This window comes from Enterococcus sp. PLH-Efm8 (assembly GCF_053011625.1).
This window is the reverse complement of sequence record NZ_CP172568.1, coordinates 807,047-825,538: the sequence shown is the minus strand read 5'-3', so window position 1 is coordinate 825,538 and position 18,492 is coordinate 807,047. Positions and strand designations below refer to the sequence as shown.

General features: G+C 36.3%; 31 protein-coding genes. 1 reads left to right on the top strand and 30 read right to left on the bottom strand.

The annotated features are described in order from the left end of the window. Positions 1 to 2: 2 nt before the first annotated feature. The 19 genes from ACIFUW_RS04110 to ACIFUW_RS04020 all read right to left on the bottom strand — a co-directional run bounded on the left by ACIFUW_RS04110 (position 3) and on the right by ACIFUW_RS04020 (position 14,029). Positions 3 to 740 (bottom strand): phage tail protein, encoded by a 738-nt coding sequence (locus ACIFUW_RS04110; RefSeq protein ID WP_002286500.1) that lies wholly within the window; start codon positions 738 to 740, stop codon positions 3 to 5. Between the two features lie 50 nt (positions 741 to 790). Further along, positions 791 to 4,222, bottom strand: a complete 3,432-nt coding sequence (locus ACIFUW_RS04105) for a phage tail tape measure protein (protein WP_002348716.1) — start codon at positions 4,220 to 4,222, stop codon at positions 791 to 793. A 16-nt stretch (positions 4,223 to 4,238) separates the two neighbouring features. Beyond that, positions 4,239 to 4,421: a hypothetical protein gene (locus tag ACIFUW_RS04100; RefSeq protein ID WP_002305377.1), complete on the bottom strand. Its 183-nt coding sequence runs from the start codon at positions 4,419 to 4,421 to the stop codon at positions 4,239 to 4,241. Between the two features lie 2 nt (positions 4,422 to 4,423). Beyond that, a complete protein-coding gene (locus ACIFUW_RS04095) occupies positions 4,424 to 4,786 on the bottom strand; it encodes a hypothetical protein (protein WP_002286510.1) in 363 nt (120 codons plus the stop codon). Positions 4,787 to 4,805: 19 nt separating this feature from the next. Then, the gene (locus tag ACIFUW_RS04090; protein WP_002286512.1) at positions 4,806 to 5,414 is read right to left on the bottom strand and encodes a hypothetical protein; all 609 of its coding nucleotides are present in this window, start codon (positions 5,412 to 5,414) and stop codon (positions 4,806 to 4,808) included. Positions 5,415 to 5,425: 11 nt separating this feature from the next. Next, positions 5,426 to 5,830, bottom strand: a complete 405-nt coding sequence (locus ACIFUW_RS04085) for a hypothetical protein (RefSeq protein WP_002286516.1) — start codon at positions 5,828 to 5,830, stop codon at positions 5,426 to 5,428. Next, positions 5,823 to 6,224 carry a hypothetical protein gene (locus ACIFUW_RS04080; protein ID WP_002296598.1) on the bottom strand — a complete coding sequence of 134 codons (402 nt, stop codon included), beginning with the start codon at positions 6,222 to 6,224 and terminating at the stop codon, positions 5,823 to 5,825. Before ACIFUW_RS04080 ends, ACIFUW_RS04085 begins: the two co-directional genes overlap by 8 nt. Further along, entirely contained in the window at positions 6,214 to 6,567 is a 354-nt protein-coding gene (locus ACIFUW_RS04075) for a phage head closure protein (RefSeq protein WP_002286522.1), read from the bottom strand. The genes ACIFUW_RS04080 and ACIFUW_RS04075 overlap by 11 nt, the downstream gene beginning before the upstream one ends. After that, entirely contained in the window at positions 6,557 to 6,868 is a 312-nt protein-coding gene (locus ACIFUW_RS04070; protein WP_002286523.1) for a hypothetical protein, read from the bottom strand. The genes ACIFUW_RS04075 and ACIFUW_RS04070 overlap by 11 nt, the downstream gene beginning before the upstream one ends. Then, on the bottom strand, positions 6,865 to 7,740 hold the full coding sequence (locus ACIFUW_RS04065; RefSeq protein WP_002286524.1) for a hypothetical protein: 876 nt from the start codon (positions 7,738 to 7,740) through the stop codon (positions 6,865 to 6,867). The genes ACIFUW_RS04070 and ACIFUW_RS04065 overlap by 4 nt, the downstream gene beginning before the upstream one ends. A 9-nt stretch (positions 7,741 to 7,749) precedes the next feature. Further along, positions 7,750 to 8,910, bottom strand: a complete 1,161-nt coding sequence (locus tag ACIFUW_RS04060; protein ID WP_002286525.1) for a phage major capsid protein — start codon at positions 8,908 to 8,910, stop codon at positions 7,750 to 7,752. Next, positions 8,910 to 9,596: a head maturation protease, ClpP-related gene (locus tag ACIFUW_RS04055; protein ID WP_002286527.1), complete on the bottom strand. Its 687-nt coding sequence runs from the start codon at positions 9,594 to 9,596 to the stop codon at positions 8,910 to 8,912. The genes ACIFUW_RS04060 and ACIFUW_RS04055 overlap by 1 nt, the downstream gene beginning before the upstream one ends. After that, positions 9,559 to 10,737, bottom strand: a complete 1,179-nt coding sequence (locus ACIFUW_RS04050) for a phage portal protein (RefSeq protein WP_002286530.1) — start codon at positions 10,735 to 10,737, stop codon at positions 9,559 to 9,561. Before ACIFUW_RS04050 ends, ACIFUW_RS04055 begins: the two co-directional genes overlap by 38 nt. 19 nt (positions 10,738 to 10,756) lie before the next feature. Next, positions 10,757 to 12,451 carry a terminase TerL endonuclease subunit gene (locus tag ACIFUW_RS04045; protein ID WP_002286533.1) on the bottom strand — a complete coding sequence of 565 codons (1,695 nt, stop codon included), beginning with the start codon at positions 12,449 to 12,451 and terminating at the stop codon, positions 10,757 to 10,759. Continuing rightward, complete coding sequence (locus ACIFUW_RS04040; RefSeq protein ID WP_002286538.1) at positions 12,429 to 12,743, bottom strand: P27 family phage terminase small subunit; 315 nt, start codon at positions 12,741 to 12,743, stop codon at positions 12,429 to 12,431. The genes ACIFUW_RS04045 and ACIFUW_RS04040 overlap by 23 nt, the downstream gene beginning before the upstream one ends. A 102-nt stretch (positions 12,744 to 12,845) precedes the next feature. Beyond that, a complete protein-coding gene (locus ACIFUW_RS04035; RefSeq protein WP_002296599.1) occupies positions 12,846 to 13,127 on the bottom strand; it encodes a hypothetical protein in 282 nt (93 codons plus the stop codon). 4 nt (positions 13,128 to 13,131) lie between these two features. Continuing rightward, on the bottom strand, positions 13,132 to 13,476 hold the full coding sequence (locus ACIFUW_RS04030) for an HNH endonuclease (RefSeq protein WP_002286540.1): 345 nt from the start codon (positions 13,474 to 13,476) through the stop codon (positions 13,132 to 13,134). A gap of 25 nt (positions 13,477 to 13,501) precedes the next feature. Then, positions 13,502 to 13,669 (bottom strand): thymidylate synthase, encoded by a 168-nt coding sequence (locus ACIFUW_RS04025; RefSeq protein ID WP_002296600.1) that lies wholly within the window; start codon positions 13,667 to 13,669, stop codon positions 13,502 to 13,504. Positions 13,670 to 13,864: 195 nt separating this feature from the next. Beyond that, the gene (locus tag ACIFUW_RS04020) at positions 13,865 to 14,029 is read right to left on the bottom strand and encodes a hypothetical protein (protein WP_002296601.1); all 165 of its coding nucleotides are present in this window, start codon (positions 14,027 to 14,029) and stop codon (positions 13,865 to 13,867) included. Between the two features lie 495 nt (positions 14,030 to 14,524). Here ACIFUW_RS04020 and ACIFUW_RS04015 point away from each other — a divergent pair, with 495 nt between their 5' ends. Then, positions 14,525 to 14,800 carry a hypothetical protein gene (locus ACIFUW_RS04015; protein WP_002300143.1) on the top strand — a complete coding sequence of 92 codons (276 nt, stop codon included), beginning with the start codon at positions 14,525 to 14,527 and terminating at the stop codon, positions 14,798 to 14,800. Here ACIFUW_RS04015 and ACIFUW_RS04010 read toward each other — a convergent pair. The 11 genes from ACIFUW_RS04010 to ACIFUW_RS03960 form a co-directional block, all read right to left on the bottom strand. After that, a complete protein-coding gene (locus ACIFUW_RS04010; protein ID WP_002296602.1) occupies positions 14,797 to 14,949 on the bottom strand; it encodes a hypothetical protein in 153 nt (50 codons plus the stop codon). The genes ACIFUW_RS04015 and ACIFUW_RS04010 overlap by 4 nt on opposite strands. A 308-nt stretch (positions 14,950 to 15,257) precedes the next feature. Next, complete coding sequence (locus ACIFUW_RS04005; RefSeq protein WP_002286542.1) at positions 15,258 to 15,671, bottom strand: ArpU family phage packaging/lysis transcriptional regulator; 414 nt, start codon at positions 15,669 to 15,671, stop codon at positions 15,258 to 15,260. A 76-nt stretch (positions 15,672 to 15,747) separates the two neighbouring features. After that, complete coding sequence (locus ACIFUW_RS04000) at positions 15,748 to 16,044, bottom strand: hypothetical protein (RefSeq protein ID WP_002286693.1); 297 nt, start codon at positions 16,042 to 16,044, stop codon at positions 15,748 to 15,750. Then, positions 16,041 to 16,598: a DUF1642 domain-containing protein gene (locus ACIFUW_RS03995; RefSeq protein ID WP_002286545.1), complete on the bottom strand. Its 558-nt coding sequence runs from the start codon at positions 16,596 to 16,598 to the stop codon at positions 16,041 to 16,043. The genes ACIFUW_RS04000 and ACIFUW_RS03995 overlap by 4 nt, the downstream gene beginning before the upstream one ends. Beyond that, positions 16,595 to 17,014 (bottom strand): YopX family protein, encoded by a 420-nt coding sequence (locus ACIFUW_RS03990; RefSeq protein WP_002286547.1) that lies wholly within the window; start codon positions 17,012 to 17,014, stop codon positions 16,595 to 16,597. The genes ACIFUW_RS03995 and ACIFUW_RS03990 overlap by 4 nt, the downstream gene beginning before the upstream one ends. Beyond that, entirely contained in the window at positions 17,011 to 17,256 is a 246-nt protein-coding gene (locus ACIFUW_RS03985; RefSeq protein ID WP_002296604.1) for a hypothetical protein, read from the bottom strand. The genes ACIFUW_RS03990 and ACIFUW_RS03985 overlap by 4 nt, the downstream gene beginning before the upstream one ends. Continuing rightward, positions 17,216 to 17,572, bottom strand: coding sequence for a DUF1140 family protein (locus tag ACIFUW_RS03980; protein WP_002286550.1), 357 nt, complete (start codon positions 17,570 to 17,572; stop codon positions 17,216 to 17,218). The genes ACIFUW_RS03985 and ACIFUW_RS03980 overlap by 41 nt, the downstream gene beginning before the upstream one ends. Continuing rightward, on the bottom strand, positions 17,572 to 17,877 hold the full coding sequence (locus tag ACIFUW_RS03975) for a hypothetical protein (protein WP_002286694.1): 306 nt from the start codon (positions 17,875 to 17,877) through the stop codon (positions 17,572 to 17,574). The genes ACIFUW_RS03980 and ACIFUW_RS03975 overlap by 1 nt, the downstream gene beginning before the upstream one ends. Further along, positions 17,874 to 18,035 (bottom strand): antitoxin, encoded by a 162-nt coding sequence (locus ACIFUW_RS03970; protein ID WP_002296606.1) that lies wholly within the window; start codon positions 18,033 to 18,035, stop codon positions 17,874 to 17,876. Before ACIFUW_RS03970 ends, ACIFUW_RS03975 begins: the two co-directional genes overlap by 4 nt. After that, positions 18,032 to 18,334 (bottom strand): hypothetical protein, encoded by a 303-nt coding sequence (locus tag ACIFUW_RS03965; RefSeq protein WP_002286695.1) that lies wholly within the window; start codon positions 18,332 to 18,334, stop codon positions 18,032 to 18,034. Before ACIFUW_RS03965 ends, ACIFUW_RS03970 begins: the two co-directional genes overlap by 4 nt. Next, on the bottom strand, positions 18,327 to 18,491 hold the full coding sequence (locus ACIFUW_RS03960; protein ID WP_002296607.1) for a hypothetical protein: 165 nt from the start codon (positions 18,489 to 18,491) through the stop codon (positions 18,327 to 18,329). The genes ACIFUW_RS03965 and ACIFUW_RS03960 overlap by 8 nt, the downstream gene beginning before the upstream one ends. Position 18,492: the final 1 nt, after the last annotated feature.

The following is an 18,492-nucleotide window of genomic DNA, read 5'->3' as shown; positions in this document are numbered from 1 at the left end:
ACCTACCTTAACCCGTTACGATAAATTTGTATTTTGCTCAAACCAGTGCAATTAAAATGATTGATATCCACTTGCAATGTCGGATATTGCATGGTCTTCATTTTGTTGGACCGATCTAAAATATCTCCGTCCGATTGCTCTTCGTAGCAAAGCATCAAATCACTATCAATGACTACATCAGTTCCTGCTACTAAGCCTTCGAAACTAAACACATAATCATTTAAGATGAACTGGCATGAAGTAGCTGAAGGAGTGATGATAATCTTTGGAAAACTTTCTTCTAAACTATTATTCAGCAAGTTAAATGACTGTGGTTTATCTACGGTTATAGGTACATCTTCTTGAACTCTTGCGAATGGTTTCGCAGTAATATTTACATCGAACTCTCCCCATTCAACAATATCGTTTTCTGCATCCCCAATATCGATAGTCTGGATAACGTAATAGACGTTGGGATCGTCAGAGAATTCTAATTTCTTTGCATAGTTTAACCAATGACGCATGATATAAAACGATTGCTTGAACGCTTGATGGTCTTCCACATCCTCTAAATAGTTATAGTGCAATGTAAACGACATATCTTCAAACGAGTAATCTTGTACTAAGCCACCTAACCTACCTAAAACAGAAGTTTCAACTCTCTGTCTTTTTGGAGAAGGTATGGTTGGTCTTTCAGCTAAAGCCAATTTATGCAAATAATCAGGAAATCCATCGATTATAGAATGTATACAATCAGTCATTTTTTCACATCCTTTTTAATACTAAAAAAACAGGAGAAATACTCTCCTGTTTAACGCCATGCCGAAGCATTATCATTTTGAATTTTTGTAATGCTATCAATGATTTGTTGAGTTGTTTGCTTCATAGTAACCTCATCTGCGTTACCATCAATTGTGAAATTGAATTCGTAGTTATTCACAGGTTGAATCGTTTGTGCCCTAGATGAAACTGATGTGCTACTCAAGATACGATCACCAATTTCTTGCAAAACAGATCTTTTCAAAGGTAAAACTGCTTCAGGTCCTGCTTCACCGACACCGTTCATTCCACCTAGTAAAGTTGGTTTAGTAAAGATACCTCCTTTAGCATGCCATTTTACACGCAAATGGGGGATTTGACCTTTTAGCGGGTTAAAGCTGCCTTCCATGATAAATTCCGGTAACGGAATATGTGGTATAGAAATATTCAAATTATCAAAAATGCCACTGATTTTGTCTCTAATCCAATCAATTGGAGCGCTAACAGTCTTTTTGATGCCTTCCCATATGTTAGCAATTGTACTTTTAACATTATTGAATATGTCGGAAACAATACCTGTTAGATTGGACCAACCGCTTGAAATTGCATTTTTTCCATCGTTTACTTTAGAGCTAATAGTGCTTGTAATTCCATTCCAAAGATTCAAAGCAGTATTTTTGATACCGTTCCAAATTCCGCTAATCCACGAAGATATACTATTCCAAACACTTTGAATGGCACTTTTAGCTGCGTTTATAGCATTGCTTATACTACTAGTCACACTATTCCAGATATTTGATGCTGTAGAGCTGATTGAATTCCAAATTCCACCTAACCAACTAGATACAGTTGACCAAATATTTTGAATTACTGTAGCAGCTGCTTGTACCAAGCTAGTGATTGTATTCTTGATACTGTTCCAAATACTAGAAGCTGTTGCACTAATTGAATTCCAAATATTTGAAGCCGTAGTACTAATAGCTGTCCATATACCATTCCACCATGCCACTACTGGATCAAATATAGTATGGAATGTAGTTACAATCCCATTCCAAGCGATACTTATCCATTGTGTCATAGTATCCCAAGTATTTTTAAGGAAATCAGAAATAGGTGTCCAAACAGCTTGCCAAGCTGCGCCCAATAACTGTCCAGCTACATCAAAAATACCCACGATAATATTAATACCAGCTTGAATCAATGACGTTATTAATGTCCATGGTATTTGAACAATTCCTACAATGTCTGCCCAAATAATCGACCATACTTCTTTGACTCCGTTCCAAATATTTGAAACCCAATCAACGAATGTTTGCCAAGTTTCTTGGACTCCTTGCCAGATGTTGGAAGCTCCTTCAACTAATCCGCTCCATAGCTCTCCAAACCAATCAGAAACTCCTTGCCAAATATCTTGAACCCAATCTACAAATCCAGACCAGGTTTCTTTAACCCCATCCCAAACTGATGAGGCTCCGTCTTTTATACTTTCCCAAGTATCACCCAACCAATCAGTAAATTTTTTCCATAAACCACTAAACCAGTCAGTAATTGCACCCCAGTTCTTAATTGCCACAATAACGCCTGCTATAACAGCTATAATTCCTCCAATTATAAGCATCATCGGACCAAATAAATATGACACGGCTAGTATTGCCGGTAACAGTATGCCAAATGCTGCTGTAAGACCACCTATAGCAACAATGAAATCCTGTACTGGTTGTGGAAGATTATTAAACGCATCAGCCATCTTTCCTAGAAAATCAATTACTGGTTCGAGTGCATCTATGATTGTGTTGCCTATAGGAGCTAATGAATCCTTTAATTCAGCTATTTTCCCGTTCAACTCTTGCAACGGAGTAGTAGAATCTTCATTCATTTTTTGTGCAGATCCACTAACATCATCAAATGTATGGTTAACATCAGTTAAAGATTGGACAACTTTCATCGCATTATCTTCGCCAAGCGCAGACCAAATTGTCGAAGCTTTATTTAATTGGTCGTATTGACCATCCATATTGCTAAAATCTTGAATCATGGAATTAATAACGTCTTTTTGTGTTCCTCCGCCATTTTTCCACTCTTCAAAAGCTTTTCTAGTACTTTCACTAAACATATCCATGTTTTGCTCAAATCGACCATCTGTTAACGATATTCCCATTTCCTTAACTAAGTCATTGACTTTATCAAGGTTATAAGCACCCGCATCTAAACCATTTTGAAGCATTCCGAACGTTTCATCAGCTGAATATCCCATTTGACTCCATAATTGGCTATATTCTGCCATATTGTCGCCTAATTCGTGCGTTTTATCTAAACCGTTTTGAGTACCCGAAACCATTAAATCCATTGCATCTTGAGCACTCAAGCCGAAATTGACCATTAAGCCATTTACACCACGTAACGTTTCATCCATATCAGCGCCCATGGTGTTTTCTAGGACCATAGCTTGTTCCGTGATATTTTGTAAATCTTGATTATTTAAATCTCCTAAATTACGCTTTACCAAAATCAATGCATCTGTGGACTGATCTAACGATTCTCCAAAACCTTTATAATAAATGTCTCTGGCTACATTCGTTAATTCTTCAGCCTCTTGTTTAGACAAACCAAAATTAGCTTGTATCTTACTCTGGGAACTACCTACACTGTTAGCAGAGTCCACTGCTTGTTTCCCTAATTCTGTAAGCTTATCGCCAATGTCGCTTAAAACGTCAGAAGCTTCCATTAAATTATTCATATCTATTTTGCTTCCGATATCGTCCAAGTTAGTTGTATCTACATTTTTAGCAGCTTGTCCTAACTCTTCAAATTCACGTTCAGCATCATTAAGCTTCGCTTCCATCTGCATTGCTTCTGTGGATGTAGCGCCAAATTCAGACTGTGTAGCTTCTAACTGTCGTCTTAGGATATCTATCGTTTTCTCCGCATTTTCAGATTGTTGAGAAACATATTCTTGGGCTTTCGCTAATTTCTCGGCTTCAGAAGCTGATTGACCAGCAGTTGCTTGCCATTTTTTGTATTCGGATTCAATCAGAGAAGCACTAGCTTGAACATTTTTTTGTTCGCTATCCAACTGTTGCATTGTAGACTCGTACGTCTGTATTTCGCCTTTTGCTTGAGCTAGTGCATTACTCGTTTTATCAATTTCGTTTGACAAACGTTGTTGCGCTGTTTGTTGATTAATCAGTTCTCTTTCAAGTTTCTTAACTTCGGTGGAATTTTCTCCATAATATTTTTTCGCATTGGCTAAACGTTGGCTAGTTACTTCAACTTTTTGACTTTGTAATTCATACTGCTTTTCTAAAGAAGATAATTTACTTCCTAACTTGTCTGATTCAGAACCAGTCTGTTGTAATTGAGCTTGTTCTAGTTTTAATTCTGCTCTATTTTTAGTTAATTCAGCACTGATTTCTTTTAACGTAGATTTCAATCCGTCATCGTTAGCTATGAAAGTTACTTCTGCTTCTGTTCTCTTTTTAGCCATTTTTTACCTCCTTTCTTTAGTTTTTCTGGGATTGGTTTATTGCATAGTTTTTCCATCCTTCATAAGCACTCTTGTTGTAAGCCATTTGCAAAATGTCATCTAAACAGATATCGCTTAAAACCAAATCTGAAGGCATAGAAAAAACGTCGGTCAACATCGAATAGACATCGACCCACGTTTCAACTAAGAGCTTTGGAATTTTTACTTTTGAAGCTTTTTTTCCTTATTTGCTTTTTCAAATTCTTTTTGATAAGCATCGCGTGCTTGTTTGAACATCATCAATTGATAAATATAGCTGGCAGTAGCCATATCAAAATCCCATTTATCGATAAATTCATCGAATGAAATATAATCAGTCATGTTCGCTTGGCGGTAAGCAATATACACAGCCTTTGCACCTTGAATAACAGAAATATCCATGGATCCTTTTCCCACAGTCATTTTTGCAAACTCGTCTGTGTTAAAATCTCTATTGATCATCAATAATTTCTTGATATTCAGTTTAGGTTCTAAATTCAAAATTGTTCCATCGTTTAGTTCAATTTTTGAGTAATCTTCGTTCATTTCGCTACCTCCGTTTTTTTTACTGTGATTGAGTGGCCGTAGTTGTCACAACTGAAGTTTTTTTAATCACATCAGCAGATAGATTCGTCATCCATTGATCTGTTAAGTCTTCTTCAAGTTCTGCAACAATTGCTTCATGATAAAATTTACCAAATTCATCTTGCATAACTTTTGTTTCTAGTTCTAACGCAGCTACTTCATCCGCACCATTTTCAATAGAGAATGTTAATCCTGTATTCGAAGTGCATGCTAACATACCAACTAACTTTCTATTTTCTTCGAAGTCATCCACGATCTCTGCAGCAAGTGAGAAATCTTCGCCTACGGAATCAGGACCGTAAGAGTAAATGCCTGGTTTAATACGTCCATCTTGTTTCAACCCATTGAAACGTCGATAAACTTCCATCGGTACATGTGCAGTAATTGTTACCGTCATATTGATTGGTTTAGATTTTGATTTTACTTCTGTCGCTCCACATTTTTTAACCACCGTTTGCATTTCTGTTTCGCCATCTAATTGTCCGTTACAATTCGTTGCGATTGCATTTCCTGCGTTCTTAAAATTAAAAGCAATTCGTTTGATACTTACGTTATCGAACGTTGTTACTACAGTTTTTGTTTTAGCCATTGTTGTTCCCCCTATTTATTTAATTTATCGAATTGACGAATCAGAAGTTCTGTAATTGGATCAAGTGCAAGACCTAATCCTCTTCTCATAAATTCGTCCGGCTGATTTCTTTTAGAAGTACCTATCCCCAAATCAGGATATTTTAAATACTCAAATTTTCTTGTAGGTCTAATGATGAAACCCAAATTAATGTATTGAGTCTTAAGTGGACGACTATTTTTTGCGTGTTGGTGCCCTCTTCTTAAATCTGCTTCAGAAACAGGAATTTTTTCTGTAATCCTATCCACTGCAATAGCCGAACCTTTTGATTTCAATGCTTCGTTAATCAGTCGTTCGCTCTCGCTTGAATAGCGTTCCATCCGCACAAGAAGTTCATCATGTCCATTTATTTTTAGCTCCCAACTATTTTTAGCCATGACAATCACTCTTCAATAATCGTCTAAACGTAAATACCAATTGATCGATATAGCGATCTTGGTTCTCTAGTTTTAAATGATTGGGATCCATTCTCTGAAAACGAATCGAACGATTTTGAATCAATGAAATAATATCTAGTGAGTCTCCTGTTAAATCTTCTCTATTTTCTGAATAGAAAGTTAGATATAGATTTTGACCCACGCTATATTTTGGCTCAGTGATCATTTCTATTTCTCCTGTTTCGAGAATGAAGTAATTAAAATCATCAGGTAGCTCATCCTCGCCTACGGAGTCTTGAAAGAGTTTGAGGCCAAAATGCTCTTCTAAGGAAGTTTTGATAGCAGAAATTTGCTTATTTAAACGTTCTTTTTCTTTAGAATTATCAATCACCATATTCACCCACACTTTCAAGATAAAAATAGATATAAAAATTATCGTAATCGGCATAGATAACGTTGTAACGCATACTATCGATTACGATAAAATATTGATCTTTATTAAATTTCTTGGCGATTGGATGAAATGGAGTCTTTACTTTCTTAGTTAATTTCGATCCCATCGCATCCATAGCTGTTATATCACTATCTCTCATGGAAAGATTTCTAAATTTTAAAGAAGTGATTTCTGTATCTTCTACACCAATCTTTTTTCCTAGTTCATTTCTTTTGGTAGTTTGCGTCAAAATCTTTAACCAACCATCGTTGAATGTTTCTTCGAGTCTACGATTATTCGCCATTCACATCACCTGCAATATATTCTTGTAGCGCATAATGTTGAATGAAACCTAATAACTCACTAGCGAAATTTTGTTCAAACTCATCTAAAGCACGATTCCAGTCGTATCTACATCTTTCGATTAGCAATCCGTATTCTAAGCTTTCAGGAGAAAAAGAAAGTGTTGTACTCACTTTACTTTGAAGATAAACAGCATTTTTAGCTATCATCTTTTTAATTGACTCATCTTCTTCGTTCCAGGTAACGTAAATATTATCCTTCACAGCTATTAGCAATTCTTCAGTCACTTGTTCAGGCGTCATCTAACCACCGCCTTAATTGCTTTAACATATGCGTAAGAGCATTTTTTCTTGTTTACAAATGATAAATCTTCATCAAAAGGCGTAGAAGTCACGTATCTCCCTTTGAAAAATAAATCTTCATCGTTTGTTGTTACTCCAGCATTGTGTAAGATTTTTACTTCTTTAACTTTTTCTATTGGATCAGTAGCAAAACAAAAGTCTAATTCCTCGTGAACTTTAGGACCAATATTGAAATACATCATGTTCCAAAGCTGTGCCCACATCTCGGCTGTCCAGATTTGTATATTTGTTTTTTGCCCTCTAAGGTAGCGATATAGCCGATTAGAATCCAGATAAACCTTTTTCCAATAATTCGCTTTAGGACGGTTAATAACCCACTGTGCGCCTCCTGAATTAGTGTTTATAGTTTCCAAAGATTCTACTGTAACATTTACAATGTTTGCCATATCTTTTAGAATATTTTCTCCGTTTTCACAGCTTCTAATATAATCAAGACTTAGATAACTACAGCAGTCGCTACAATACCAAACATCATCTTTAGAAGGCAATTTGCGCAAATTAATTCTTTTATTGAAAATGACATCCGAATCGATATAGAAATATCGGTCGTCCTCACGCGAATGATCTTCTTCTAAATATTTCCACCATAAATATGGTTTAATCGAAGGAATATACTCTTTGTCGTCCCGCAGATCATCGTACACATGAACTTCAACACCATATTCCTTCTCAAAAAAAATAGGAATCTGATCATCGTGTCTGCTGAAAAGCAATACGATATCTTTGATTCCTAGTTTCTTCAGATTAGTTAAACAAACTTCAAGCTCCCATTTAAACCGATTGATTGCCGGCTGACAAAGAATATACTTCATTCTGATCACCTACGCTTGTGTTGTAGTTGTTGTGGTTGTTGGTTTTGTAGTTGTAGTAGTAGTTCCCAAAGCGCTAATATCTAATACAATGAAACTATCGTTACGTTTAGGTTGACCGTTTGCATATTGTTTAGCTAGATAAATGCGTTCGTCTTCAACAAAATGGTATTCATCTGAAGCTTCAATTTTTAGTGTAGATCCTACACCCATGAAGTAATCTGAGGCTACCCCAATAACTGCTTTTCCTTCTGGCACAGCCGTTGACTGCAAATCTGAAACTGGTACTGGCAATACTTGTACGTATTCTCCATTAGCAGTTAGTACAGTCTTAGCTGGGAATACTTTAGACCAGTAATCAGTTGGATTCACAATTAGGACCACATCAGAAGGATTCACATTACGATAAATCGGATCATTCACACCTTCGATATTGAATTTTGATAGTCGCGCCATCAAACCGCCCATAGTTACAGCATCTAAAGCTGTAATAGGTTCTGCTTTTTTTTCAGCATATTCTCCGCTAGTTTGTTTGCTCATGTCACGCATCATTCCGACTGGCATATCTTTACCAGTACCATCAACAATTGCTTGTTCTAATGCAATTCTCAATGATTCTACTAAAACAGTACGGACATAACGATCTAACCATACTGGACCTAAATCAAGCATTGCCTTACATACAGGAATATAACCTGATAGCTTGAACTGCTTCATGTTAATTACATCAAAGCCATTATCTAAAACTTTTTTAACAGCTTCGCAAAGTTTACCCCACCATGCTGGATTGACTCCACGTGACACAATCCATTCTGTTACACCAGTTGTGTTAACAAAAGTAATTTTTTGCAATAGTGGATGAGATTGTTCTAAATCTTCAAATACACGTTCAAATACAGTAGCTGGCACTAATTCTTCGACCCCTGCAAAACCTTCGTTTTTCACTACTTCGTTATAGAATTTTGTTTCTTGTGTAGTTAATACACGCTGACCACGGTTCATTAATACTAATTGATCTTGATTTTTTGCTGTTGCTTCTTCTAAAATTTTATCCTGAATTTCCTTAGATAAGCTTACCATAGCTGCGCTAAAAGATTCTTCGTTACCATCTTTAAAAGCTTTCATCAATTGGTCGCTTGCAGCTGTTACACCTTTTAAATTTTTAACTGTCATTATTTTACATCTCCTTGTCCAAATGTTTTATTTAATGCTGCTGTAAATGCAGCAATTTTTTCTGCTCTTTTTTCTTTAACGTCATTCAAAATTTCTTCAACGCTTTGTTCTTTTTTAGCTTCAGTACCTGAGCTATTTTCTGCATCGATAATTTCATCGACCAATCCATAACTCAAAGCTGTTTCTGCATCCATAAACGATTCTTTTTCAAGAAGTTCTTGCAATGCTTCATCTGTGCCATTGAATCGTGTTTTATATGAAGCCTTTACCGATTTATCAATTGATTCCAGTTGGTCAGCAATCGTACGGAAGTCATCGACATTTCCTTCTCCGTATGTGGAAGCGCGGTGAATCATCAATTGTGCATTGTTGTAGATTTTTATAGTATCGCCAGCCATTGCGATAATTGAAGCAGCACTAGCGGCTAAGCCGTTAATCACAACGTTAACTTTTGCTTTATTTGACTTAAGTAAGTTCCCAATAGCAATCCCTTGAAATACGTCTCCACCGTTTGAATTAATTACTACTTCAATTTCTTCTTGATCACCTAGACTATCCAAAATATTTTTGATTCCCTTGTCAGTATTCCCTTCAAAGAACCAACTAGAACCAATAAATCCCTGAATAAAAATTTGCGGTACTGCGCCTTCATTCTTTACTGCTAGAAATGTTTTCATTGTCGTCATTCGCCTCACCTCCTTTCGATACTTGTTGATTGTTTTTAGTTATAAATATTTCATCTGCCATCGCCTTATCAGAGCGATCATTTCCAACGCGTTCTCTTCCTTCGTTGATTGTAAATACTCCATTTCTAATGCCTACATCAATAGCGTCAACCAAATCTTTGAAGCTAGTAATCTTGATCATAGTTGTATCCACACGTACAAAATTCCCTGACAAGTATTCTTCTACTTCATAGAGACTAGCGTTAAACGCATCCTGAATAAGTTCAGCAATCGGTATGATTTCGAACATTAAAAAAGCGTCCACTTGATCCGATAACCCACTCATGTCTCCCTTTAGTAGGTTTTTCGGAACGTGAAACGCTGCTGCTGTCATCTCAAAGATGTCGTCTATTAAGTTTTTTATATCTCTTGAATTGCTTTGGAAGTTTCCGCTGAAATCTTCTAATGTGTACTCATTTTGTAATTGAAATACCGCACCTGCATTATCAGCTTCCATAAAAGCCTTAAATTGTGATGTCATCATTTTATTGATTTGATCTTGTGTTGTATTGTCTTGCGGTCGGAATAAATTCCCTTTCAGTACGTATCTACGAGCGTTAGAGCGCTTGTAAACATTCATGGCACTAGAAATGAGTTTCCCATACGCTTGATAATACGCATCGACTAGTTGCCTAATTTGTTGATCTGCGTATTTTATATAGATAACATCACTTTCTAGAAATTCTCTATCAAGGACTATGTTGTTAATTTGCACTTGAGAAAACACATCATCTTTCAATGCATATTCTGTGACATCCCAACTATCCGCAATAAATATTTCGCTAGAATTATTAGACGGAGAAACGATCAATACTTCATTGTAGAATATTAATCTCCTGATCAGTTTTTTTCTAAATTCTGTTGCATTATTTTTCTTATTAGGAGCTACATTCAGCCTATAGTAAAGATCATTCTTTTTATTTTTTCCATCTTCATATGACTTGAATTCCGCTTTACTCATCGCATTTGCAATCAAATCAATACAAGTTTCAATCGCAAATTTTCGATACACAAAATCAACTTGCAATTTACAAAAGTATTCTTCTAAAGGAACCGTTGCTTTTTTTGTGAAGTATCCTACCGCCTTTTGAAAAATCCCCACTTTCTCACCTCCTTTCAAGTTAGAATACTAGAGGAGTAAATCCAGTTCCTGTATTTTCTACTGAGCTATTTGTGACTGTTACAGGAGCAGAATCATAAATATCATCTAAAAAATTCAAACCATGAAGGAATGAAAAAAAGCCATCCGTTTTTCTAGTTTCAGGTTCTATTTTTTCATAGCGTATATTTCCATTAGAAATATGCTCTTCATATACATTCATGCAATACCAACGCATAATCGCATCGTCACCAAAAAATAAACGTTGATTAATAAAAAGGTCATCAACCAGATCTTTTAACATACCATGTGTAACAGATCCGCTTCGAACAATTTCCACAGTAAAACCTGCTTCTTCTAAAGCGGGCTTCAATATTTTTGCACGGTACATATCCATAGCGATTTTTTTAATATAATATTTATTACTCATTTCAAGAAACCAACCTACAATATAATCAGCTTCTATATTTTTTCCATGAACGATCTGTGATTTTCCTTGATCTATAGAAATATCTATAACCTCTCGTTTGATGTTTTGTAATCGAAGGGCTGATTCGTGGATAAAAGTATGTTGTGTAAAATAAACATCTTTATCGTATTTTCCTAGCAACCCAACGCTGGCAAAATCTCGTCTATCAGCAAAATCGACTGTTCCTATCACTTCATCCATTTTTTCAGGAAATTCTTTTTCTTTCGTATGCAGAACATCATCATATGAAGCAACAGCAAATCGTGTATCTTCCATAGGTCTGTTCATTCGTTTGGTCATGAACGTAAGTCTTAAACCAGCATTACGTTGCATTTGAGAGTATTCTTGAAACATTTTCCGTTTTAAATCTGCATTGTAATTAATAGTTGGACAAGCTTTTTCCCACATGTCGGGATCATCAACTTCATTATCGTTATCCAAGCGACAAATAAATGGAAACAAACTAGAAAATTCTGCTCCATCCTTGTCAATTCCAAGTTCTCCAGAAAGAATCATTTTTGATTCTTCTATAATGTCATCAAGCGGACCACCACGAACATGACCATTAGTTGTATCATAAAATTCTCTATAATCTCGAATTTTACCACCACCAGAAGTAGCCACATTTATCATTGAATAATCTTCATTTTCGTGAATTTCATCAAAGCGGTTTGCACCTGGTCGCTTCCCATCTTTTGTTCTAGCATTTGCCGTGTTATAACGAAGTTTGCTGTTTGTAGCGATATTTTGAATAACTTCCTTCGTAGCTTTAAATACTTTTTTATCTAAATCAGGATGATCTTTAATTACTTTAAATACATCATCAAAACTAGTCTTTGCTTGGCTTTCATTATTGGCATAGATATCAATATCATAATTTTTAATACCGTGTTTAGCGGTTAGTAGAAAGAAGTTGTTCCAAGAAGCAAAACCAGTTTTACCATTACCACGTCCCATTAATGAAAGATATCTATTGAACACTAGTGTTTTATCTTTTTTCCATCGAACACCATAAATAAAACATTGTAGAAATTTTTCCCACGGAATTAATTCGAATGGAAAGTATTGTGCTGGTATATTGATTGAATCCTCTACCATCTGCTTATCGAAGTAAATATCTTCTCTAGTAAAGACTCTTTCTTCTAGATAATTTTTTAGCAATAATTGCTCTTTGCATACCTTGATAGTGCCTTCTTCTATAGCTTTGAACCAATTTTCAATATGCTTATAACTCAGGAATTGATTCATTTGCTTCACCTACCAATTCAGGAGTAATGGCAAGTTTATCCAACATCAATCCCATTTGTTTGTTGACAGAAACAAGCAACGCTACTGATTCATTCTTTTTACCATTCTCCAGTCTAATGCCGTTCTCGGATATATCTTCTTCCAGTGATATCGCCGTTTCCCATAAACTGATATAACGATCAACATTATCTAAGAATGGCTCAATATTTGTTTTCTGACTTTCCAATTGGCTTATTAAAGAGCGGCGTAATTTTTCTCTGTAGCGATTTTGAGACAATTCGTTTTTAAACATTTTAGCCCTCCTTTCATGATAAAGTTCGAAAAAATCTCTTTTCCTGACAGCCCCCTCCGTTTCATCACCCCCAAAAAATTTGCGATTTATTTTAAGGGGGGGTTATCTCACCATCGGAATGAAAGCTTCAGCGAAGTCAATGTAATAATTAATCTCTTCAATACTATATCCAAAAACATTTTTTATTCTTTCGACGTTATTATCTTTATTCAACGCTTCTCTTACTTGATTCACTTTGTATTTACTACAACAGTTATCTGATAACAGATCCCTAATACCTACATAGCGAACGTATATCAAACGTTTAATTAATCCCTGAGTATAAGATGAATACTCTTCAATCTTTTCTGTATCATACTCTCTGCCATTATCATTGATGATCATGCACTTACCACCTTTCACTTGCATCGAAGTTAGCAAAGCTTTCTATCTTCTTCTCTTGTTTATCTAATGCTGTAAGATATCTGCCATGAACTTCATTATGATGTTCAACACATAAACAAATAAGATTATCTAAATCTAAAGCTAAGTCAGGTCTATCCTTGACTTCCTTTATATGATGAACGTTCTCTACTCTATGATACTTACCTAGTCTTCTACACTCTTGGCATTCATAGTGATCTCGTTTCATCGCTTTCTCTCTAAGCCTGCGCCATTTAGGAGACTGATAGAACTTAACCAAACGATCTTCTCTTGTCAACTGTAATAGCCATCTATAGAATTCCTCGGTCATGTTCCGTCTCCTTTCGCAATCTTATTTAATGCTTAGCTATTCTTTTGCCATACAATGGAATAACTTCATTGTTTTCCTTTCGTTTATATGTATCGCTCTTTATTGGTCTTCTATACTCATATACTTTTTCGCCATTACCTTTATGAACAGTGATTACTTCATACTTCTGTTCTAAGTATTGTGGTCTATACATTGTTGTTTCCTCCTTTGTGCAAAAATAAAAAGACCACTCAAAGAGTGATCTAATATGTAATAGTAACTTGCACGATGCACAAAACGCGTACGAAATTGCGCACCCCTATATTTTTAAACCGCCGATGCCTCGGTTGCTTAAAGTCGCTGGAGTGGGATTGCACCACTCACGAGAACTTACCAGGCTCTCACGAGGCTACTCGCCATTTACCGCTGCGTCTTCTACTTCCGCCACAGTGACCGAAGCTTGGTGGTGTACAGATAGCACACTTACTACATTGCCGTACGTAGCACCGTATAGCTTCTTAACGATCTTTTTTCGGTAGTCGTAACCGTCATAGGCATTTAATGTCGCTGGCAAGGAATCGAACCTTGCATGGTTGCCGAAGCATTGACCTAGCACACATGCTTAGCGTCTACCCTTTCCGCCACAGTGACACTATAAAATTATTCTTGGCTGCTACTATTTTTTATTTTGCCCATTTTTAAATCCAATCATATAGACATTAAGACAGAGCGCAAAAATTGAAATTATTAATGGAATCATTTCTCTTCACCCACCTTTAGTTATCGTGTGAATAATTAAAAAACAATAGACAGCAACAAAATAACATTGCTTTGATAATTTGGTATAAACCACTATAAATTTCTTTTCTTGCAATTATTTTTAATATATGCTAGATTATCAACCGATATAGTCACTGCCTGTACTAGCGGAAACTAGTGCAGGTTTTTTGTTCTATTTACTCAAAAGTTATTACGATAAATTAATATTGTGAAAATAAATACTAAGCGTATAATTTTATTTATCAGCGAGTGGTCCGCTGAAATATAAAACAAGGATGTGCAAGACAACATGTATAAACCCTACATGATTAGTTATGATCTTAATAACCCAGGGCAAAAGTATGATAAAGTATTTGAAATAATAAAAGAATTTGGGGCATATATAAAGCTACAAAAATCTTTTTGGTTAGTTAAAACTAATTTGAATCCAAATCAAATGTGTGAAAAATTAAATACAGTACTTGATAATAACGATTCCTTATTCATCTGTGAACTGCAAAAAAATTATCAAGGTAGAGCTACAGAGGAAAATTGGAAATTCATTAACGAACATATTTTCTCTTAGTAAGGATTAGATATTTTTTCTCTGTTTAAACAATTGCAAATACCGTCAATATCTGAATTAGAAACACTTACCTTTTGCTCCTTGCTACTACCAATAGCTTGGAGCAATTCTTGTATTTCTTCTGGAGTGCCTTCTACTGATAATTTCATTTTTCTTCCCTCCAATACATAAATTAATAGACAGCAGCAGTTGAAAGACGACAAGAACATGTTTAGTTTTGTGAGTGCTGCTGTCTAATCAAAATAAACAGCAACCGATGAAGAATTTAGGAGGAGTTGAATTCACATCCTTTTCTTCATAATTAGTTGCTGTCTATCTAAGAAGAAGTTTAAAACGATGAGGGAGATTGCCTCCCTTCGTTTATTTTGTCGATCCTGTTTCCTAATCTTTCGACACTACCATAATAACACTGGTAAATGTCTAAAAACCGCCATCATTCCGCCAAAAAACCGCCAAATTATTTATAAGCAATTATTTTTCCGTGTTTATATGCTTCTGCAAACTCTATTAGAGCTTCCGACTTCATCCGTTGTATACTTCTTTCTGAATAACCCACTTCACGGCTAATTCTGTAGTTTGAGAAGCTATCTGGCACACAGAAGCTGTAGTAGAGTATCTGACGACTAATCAGACTAAGAGCCATCAAAGCCGCTAGAATCGCATCTCTCTCCGTTTCTATATCCATCATCTGAATAATCGCGTCTTCTGCCTTATTGCCATGCTTCGGTGCCTTCGGCATATCCGTTATAATCGGCGACTTAATATCTATCAAAGAGCGACCTGCCATCCGCTCCAAACGCCGAAAGTTCTTCAGCACATCTCTCGCATTACATCTTGTCTGTTTGAAATCTACCTCTCGTAACAATTGCATCAAGTCAAACCGCTCCTTTATGTGATATAATAAATGTGTTGGATTTATTGAATCAGTCGGAGCGATCCGGCTTTTTTTATTTGCTCTTGATTACTTCCATGTCAACTAATCTCGCTACAGCTAAATAATGCTTGTGTTTTGCAGTCGAACGATCACACTTCATTGTATTTTCAATACGAATGATTGCTGAGTTTGACAGTATCTTTTTAACGTATCCTCTGAACGGATAAACGAACTCTTCTGCTTCACAGCGGACCATGTCACCTACTTTGAATTTTGATTTCTTGCGTGTTTTAGGGTTCTTTGTCGGCATATCTAGCATTAAACCGCCGATACCGTGACTGCTAGCGTAAAATCCGTCTTTTAGTTTCATCTTTCTACCACCTCTTCCACTGTTCCATTCACCAACAATGCTGCAGCATCCGCTGTTGCTTTATCAGTGAAAAGCAATCGATGAGATGGATTGCATTCAAAACTATAATTTACTCCATCTTTTCCCCATAAAGCACATTTAGTAAGATAGTTTCCATCGGCATTCTTTATTGCCCATAACGGCTCTTTCTCAACCTCGTAGCCGTTGTATAGGCTCAATAGTGTTTCATATGATTGTCTTGTTGCCCAAGCGAGTAATTCTTCTCCTTGCTCTTGCGTCACTATGCCATCTCGTACAAACCAATCACAGAAATAATATGAATCACCATCTTTAGATTTGATTAAATACGCTATTTTTTCAGCTTTTGTAAAAGGGTCCGTAGATTTCTCAAGCCAACCGGCCACGAGTTGTGGAATAACTGGTTTCTGCGGTTCGTCTATTTTTTTCATTAACGTAATACCTGAATTTATACTCTCGTTATAGCAAGCAGCTATTGCATCATTTCCTATCGCTTTAATACTTTCTAACTTTTTGATTGCTTCCTGTTTATTCATCGCTGTTCCTCCAATAACTCGCTATTCTCGTATATATTTCCGGTGACTTCGTACGTGTATTCTTCAAACAGCTCTGTGTTAAAAATTTGATACTCTAAGTCTTCATCAACAGTGGCACAAACTAATCCGGAATAATCTATTGAATTTTTGACAATACAGACTTTATTATCTAAGTAATCGAAGCCATTTCGCACGCTGACTAATACTATATCCCCTTCAAATATATCCACACCATTCTTATCTTTCATTCCTGTGGATTGCATGAGGTCGATGTTTCGCACGTGATATGATTTCAATTCGGTAGGATTTATCCAATATTCAATAAAGTTTGTTTTGCCGTTTTTAGTAAAATGCAAGACGGCTACATCTCTCATTACGTTCTTTCGTTTATCCCACGCTCTAAACTTCGGTATCATTCGCTGTCCTCCTCGTATTTTTCAATCAATTCCATTACTTTTTTCACTATTTCAAACTCAACCGCTTTTGATTCTTCGAAATCATGAACAATTTCTGGAAACAGTACATCATCAACTACCCACAAAATAATCTGGCGCTTTCCACCAAAATTTATGATTAGATGGTCCGATTCCACAGATAGTGTTGCTCCTGATTCGATATCATATAAATCCATGCTGAATTGAACGAGTTTTTTTATCATTTGCTGTCCTCCTCAAATACTCTTCTAATATTTCTTTATACTTCTCTACAAATTTGAAACGATCTTGATGAAGTTTCTTGCTCCAATTTGTTTGCCGATCCAGCTCACGCATCTGATCGAACCCTTTTTGAATTTCGTTGTAATAAAATTCAATGTTTGCTGCTGCTTTCCAATGCCTGCTACTTCGCACTCCTGCTCCTGTTTCAGCCATTTCTAACTTAACTAATTCAGCTCGTTCTTTTGATTTTTTATCTTTCTGAATCTTCATCATGATTTTCTTGAGGATGATGTCACTGTATTGTGTAATGAGATCCATTATCTCTCCTCCACATACCTAAACTGTCGTCCTTTTGAATCAATCCATAAGCTCCTAGCTCTATCCCAGATAATGTTTTTGCTTAATCCAGTAATTTCAGATAACTGTTCAGCAGTACCTGTTACTAAAATTCGGTCATCATGCCAGATTGCAATTTTTCTCGGCGTTCTCCGTTTGGGCTTTTCAGTCCACATTGATTTACCGAGCTTTTGGACTTCTGCAACTATTTCTTTGTCTTCTTGCCAAGATTCTGACTTGGTTAATTCAGCAATTCTTTTCATTGCTGCTTTCTTATCCACGCTCATTCCTCCAATCGATGGATTTCCCTTCTTAAATTCTCTATGTGCAAATCGATTGCCTTTCTCGCCGTTTCATTGACCATCACTGCCTTTGTTCGTTCCAGATCGTCAATCTCACGCTGAAGGCTTCGAATACGCATTTGAATCACTTCTTCTGTTGTCATGATGATTCCTCCACGTATCTAAACGTTCTCTTCTTAGCGTCTGTGTAGCCACACCTTGCTCTTTTCCTCACGATTTTCTCGTGCAAGCCTGTGAGACTTGCTAACTGTTCAGCTGTCCCTATCACTAGAAGTTTGTCACCGTGCCAAATTGCGATTTTTCGTGGTCTTGGCTTGTTGCTCTTGTCTGCCCACATCGCTCTTCCAAGCCTCATCACTTCTGAAGCAGCTTCTTTGTCATTTTGCCAATCTTCTGAATAAGTCAATTCGATAATTCGCTGCATTGCCGCTTTCTTATCCATCCCGACATTCTCCTTTCAGTAATTTGAGTACTTGATCAAGTGCGCTCTCACGTCCGCCATGGAACGTGTTGAGCCACTTGTCTTCGTACGATACACTTTGTCTTAAAGCTTCTTGATGCATTAGTTCAATCTGTGCTGTAAATGTCTTTAGGTCCATC

Bases quoted from the DNA above. Each gene is read 5' to 3' on its own strand.
- ACIFUW_RS04110 (WP_002286500.1), bottom strand. From the start codon at position 740: ATGACTGATTGTATACATTCTATAATCGATGGATTTCCTGATTATTTG.
- ACIFUW_RS04105 (WP_002348716.1), bottom strand. From the start codon at position 4,222: ATGGCTAAAAAGAGAACAGAAGCAGAAGTAACTTTCATAGCTAACGAT.
- ACIFUW_RS04095 (WP_002286510.1), bottom strand. From the start codon at position 4,786: ATGAACGAAGATTACTCAAAAATTGAACTAAACGATGGAACAATTTTG.
- ACIFUW_RS04090 (WP_002286512.1), bottom strand. From the start codon at position 5,414: ATGGCTAAAACAAAAACTGTAGTAACAACGTTCGATAACGTAAGTATC.
- ACIFUW_RS04085 (WP_002286516.1), bottom strand. From the start codon at position 5,830: ATGGCTAAAAATAGTTGGGAGCTAAAAATAAATGGACATGATGAACTT.
- ACIFUW_RS04080 (WP_002296598.1), bottom strand. From the start codon at position 6,224: ATGGTGATTGATAATTCTAAAGAAAAAGAACGTTTAAATAAGCAAATT.
- ACIFUW_RS04075 (WP_002286522.1), bottom strand. From the start codon at position 6,567: ATGGCGAATAATCGTAGACTCGAAGAAACATTCAACGATGGTTGGTTA.
- ACIFUW_RS04070 (WP_002286523.1), bottom strand. From the start codon at position 6,868: ATGACGCCTGAACAAGTGACTGAAGAATTGCTAATAGCTGTGAAGGAT.
- ACIFUW_RS04065 (WP_002286524.1), bottom strand. From the start codon at position 7,740: ATGAAGTATATTCTTTGTCAGCCGGCAATCAATCGGTTTAAATGGGAG.
- ACIFUW_RS04060 (WP_002286525.1), bottom strand. From the start codon at position 8,910: ATGACAGTTAAAAATTTAAAAGGTGTAACAGCTGCAAGCGACCAATTG.
- ACIFUW_RS04055 (WP_002286527.1), bottom strand. From the start codon at position 9,596: ATGACGACAATGAAAACATTTCTAGCAGTAAAGAATGAAGGCGCAGTA.
- ACIFUW_RS04045 (WP_002286533.1), bottom strand. From the start codon at position 12,451: ATGAATCAATTCCTGAGTTATAAGCATATTGAAAATTGGTTCAAAGCT.
- ACIFUW_RS04040 (WP_002286538.1), bottom strand. From the start codon at position 12,743: ATGTTTAAAAACGAATTGTCTCAAAATCGCTACAGAGAAAAATTACGC.
- ACIFUW_RS04035 (WP_002296599.1), bottom strand. From the start codon at position 13,127: ATGATCATCAATGATAATGGCAGAGAGTATGATACAGAAAAGATTGAA.
- ACIFUW_RS04030 (WP_002286540.1), bottom strand. From the start codon at position 13,476: ATGACCGAGGAATTCTATAGATGGCTATTACAGTTGACAAGAGAAGAT.
- ACIFUW_RS04025 (WP_002296600.1), bottom strand. From the start codon at position 13,669: ATGTATAGACCACAATACTTAGAACAGAAGTATGAAGTAATCACTGTT.
- ACIFUW_RS04015 (WP_002300143.1), top strand. From the start codon at position 14,525: ATGTATAAACCCTACATGATTAGTTATGATCTTAATAACCCAGGGCAA.
- ACIFUW_RS04010 (WP_002296602.1), bottom strand. From the start codon at position 14,949: ATGAAATTATCAGTAGAAGGCACTCCAGAAGAAATACAAGAATTGCTC.
- ACIFUW_RS04005 (WP_002286542.1), bottom strand. From the start codon at position 15,671: ATGCAATTGTTACGAGAGGTAGATTTCAAACAGACAAGATGTAATGCG.
- ACIFUW_RS04000 (WP_002286693.1), bottom strand. From the start codon at position 16,044: ATGAAACTAAAAGACGGATTTTACGCTAGCAGTCACGGTATCGGCGGT.
- ACIFUW_RS03995 (WP_002286545.1), bottom strand. From the start codon at position 16,598: ATGAATAAACAGGAAGCAATCAAAAAGTTAGAAAGTATTAAAGCGATA.
- ACIFUW_RS03990 (WP_002286547.1), bottom strand. From the start codon at position 17,014: ATGATACCGAAGTTTAGAGCGTGGGATAAACGAAAGAACGTAATGAGA.
- ACIFUW_RS03985 (WP_002296604.1), bottom strand. From the start codon at position 17,256: ATGATAAAAAAACTCGTTCAATTCAGCATGGATTTATATGATATCGAA.
- ACIFUW_RS03980 (WP_002286550.1), bottom strand. From the start codon at position 17,572: ATGGATCTCATTACACAATACAGTGACATCATCCTCAAGAAAATCATG.
- ACIFUW_RS03975 (WP_002286694.1), bottom strand. From the start codon at position 17,877: ATGAGCGTGGATAAGAAAGCAGCAATGAAAAGAATTGCTGAATTAACC.
- ACIFUW_RS03970 (WP_002296606.1), bottom strand. From the start codon at position 18,035: ATGACAACAGAAGAAGTGATTCAAATGCGTATTCGAAGCCTTCAGCGT.
- ACIFUW_RS03965 (WP_002286695.1), bottom strand. From the start codon at position 18,334: ATGGATAAGAAAGCGGCAATGCAGCGAATTATCGAATTGACTTATTCA.
- ACIFUW_RS03960 (WP_002296607.1), bottom strand. From the start codon at position 18,491: ATGGACCTAAAGACATTTACAGCACAGATTGAACTAATGCATCAAGAA.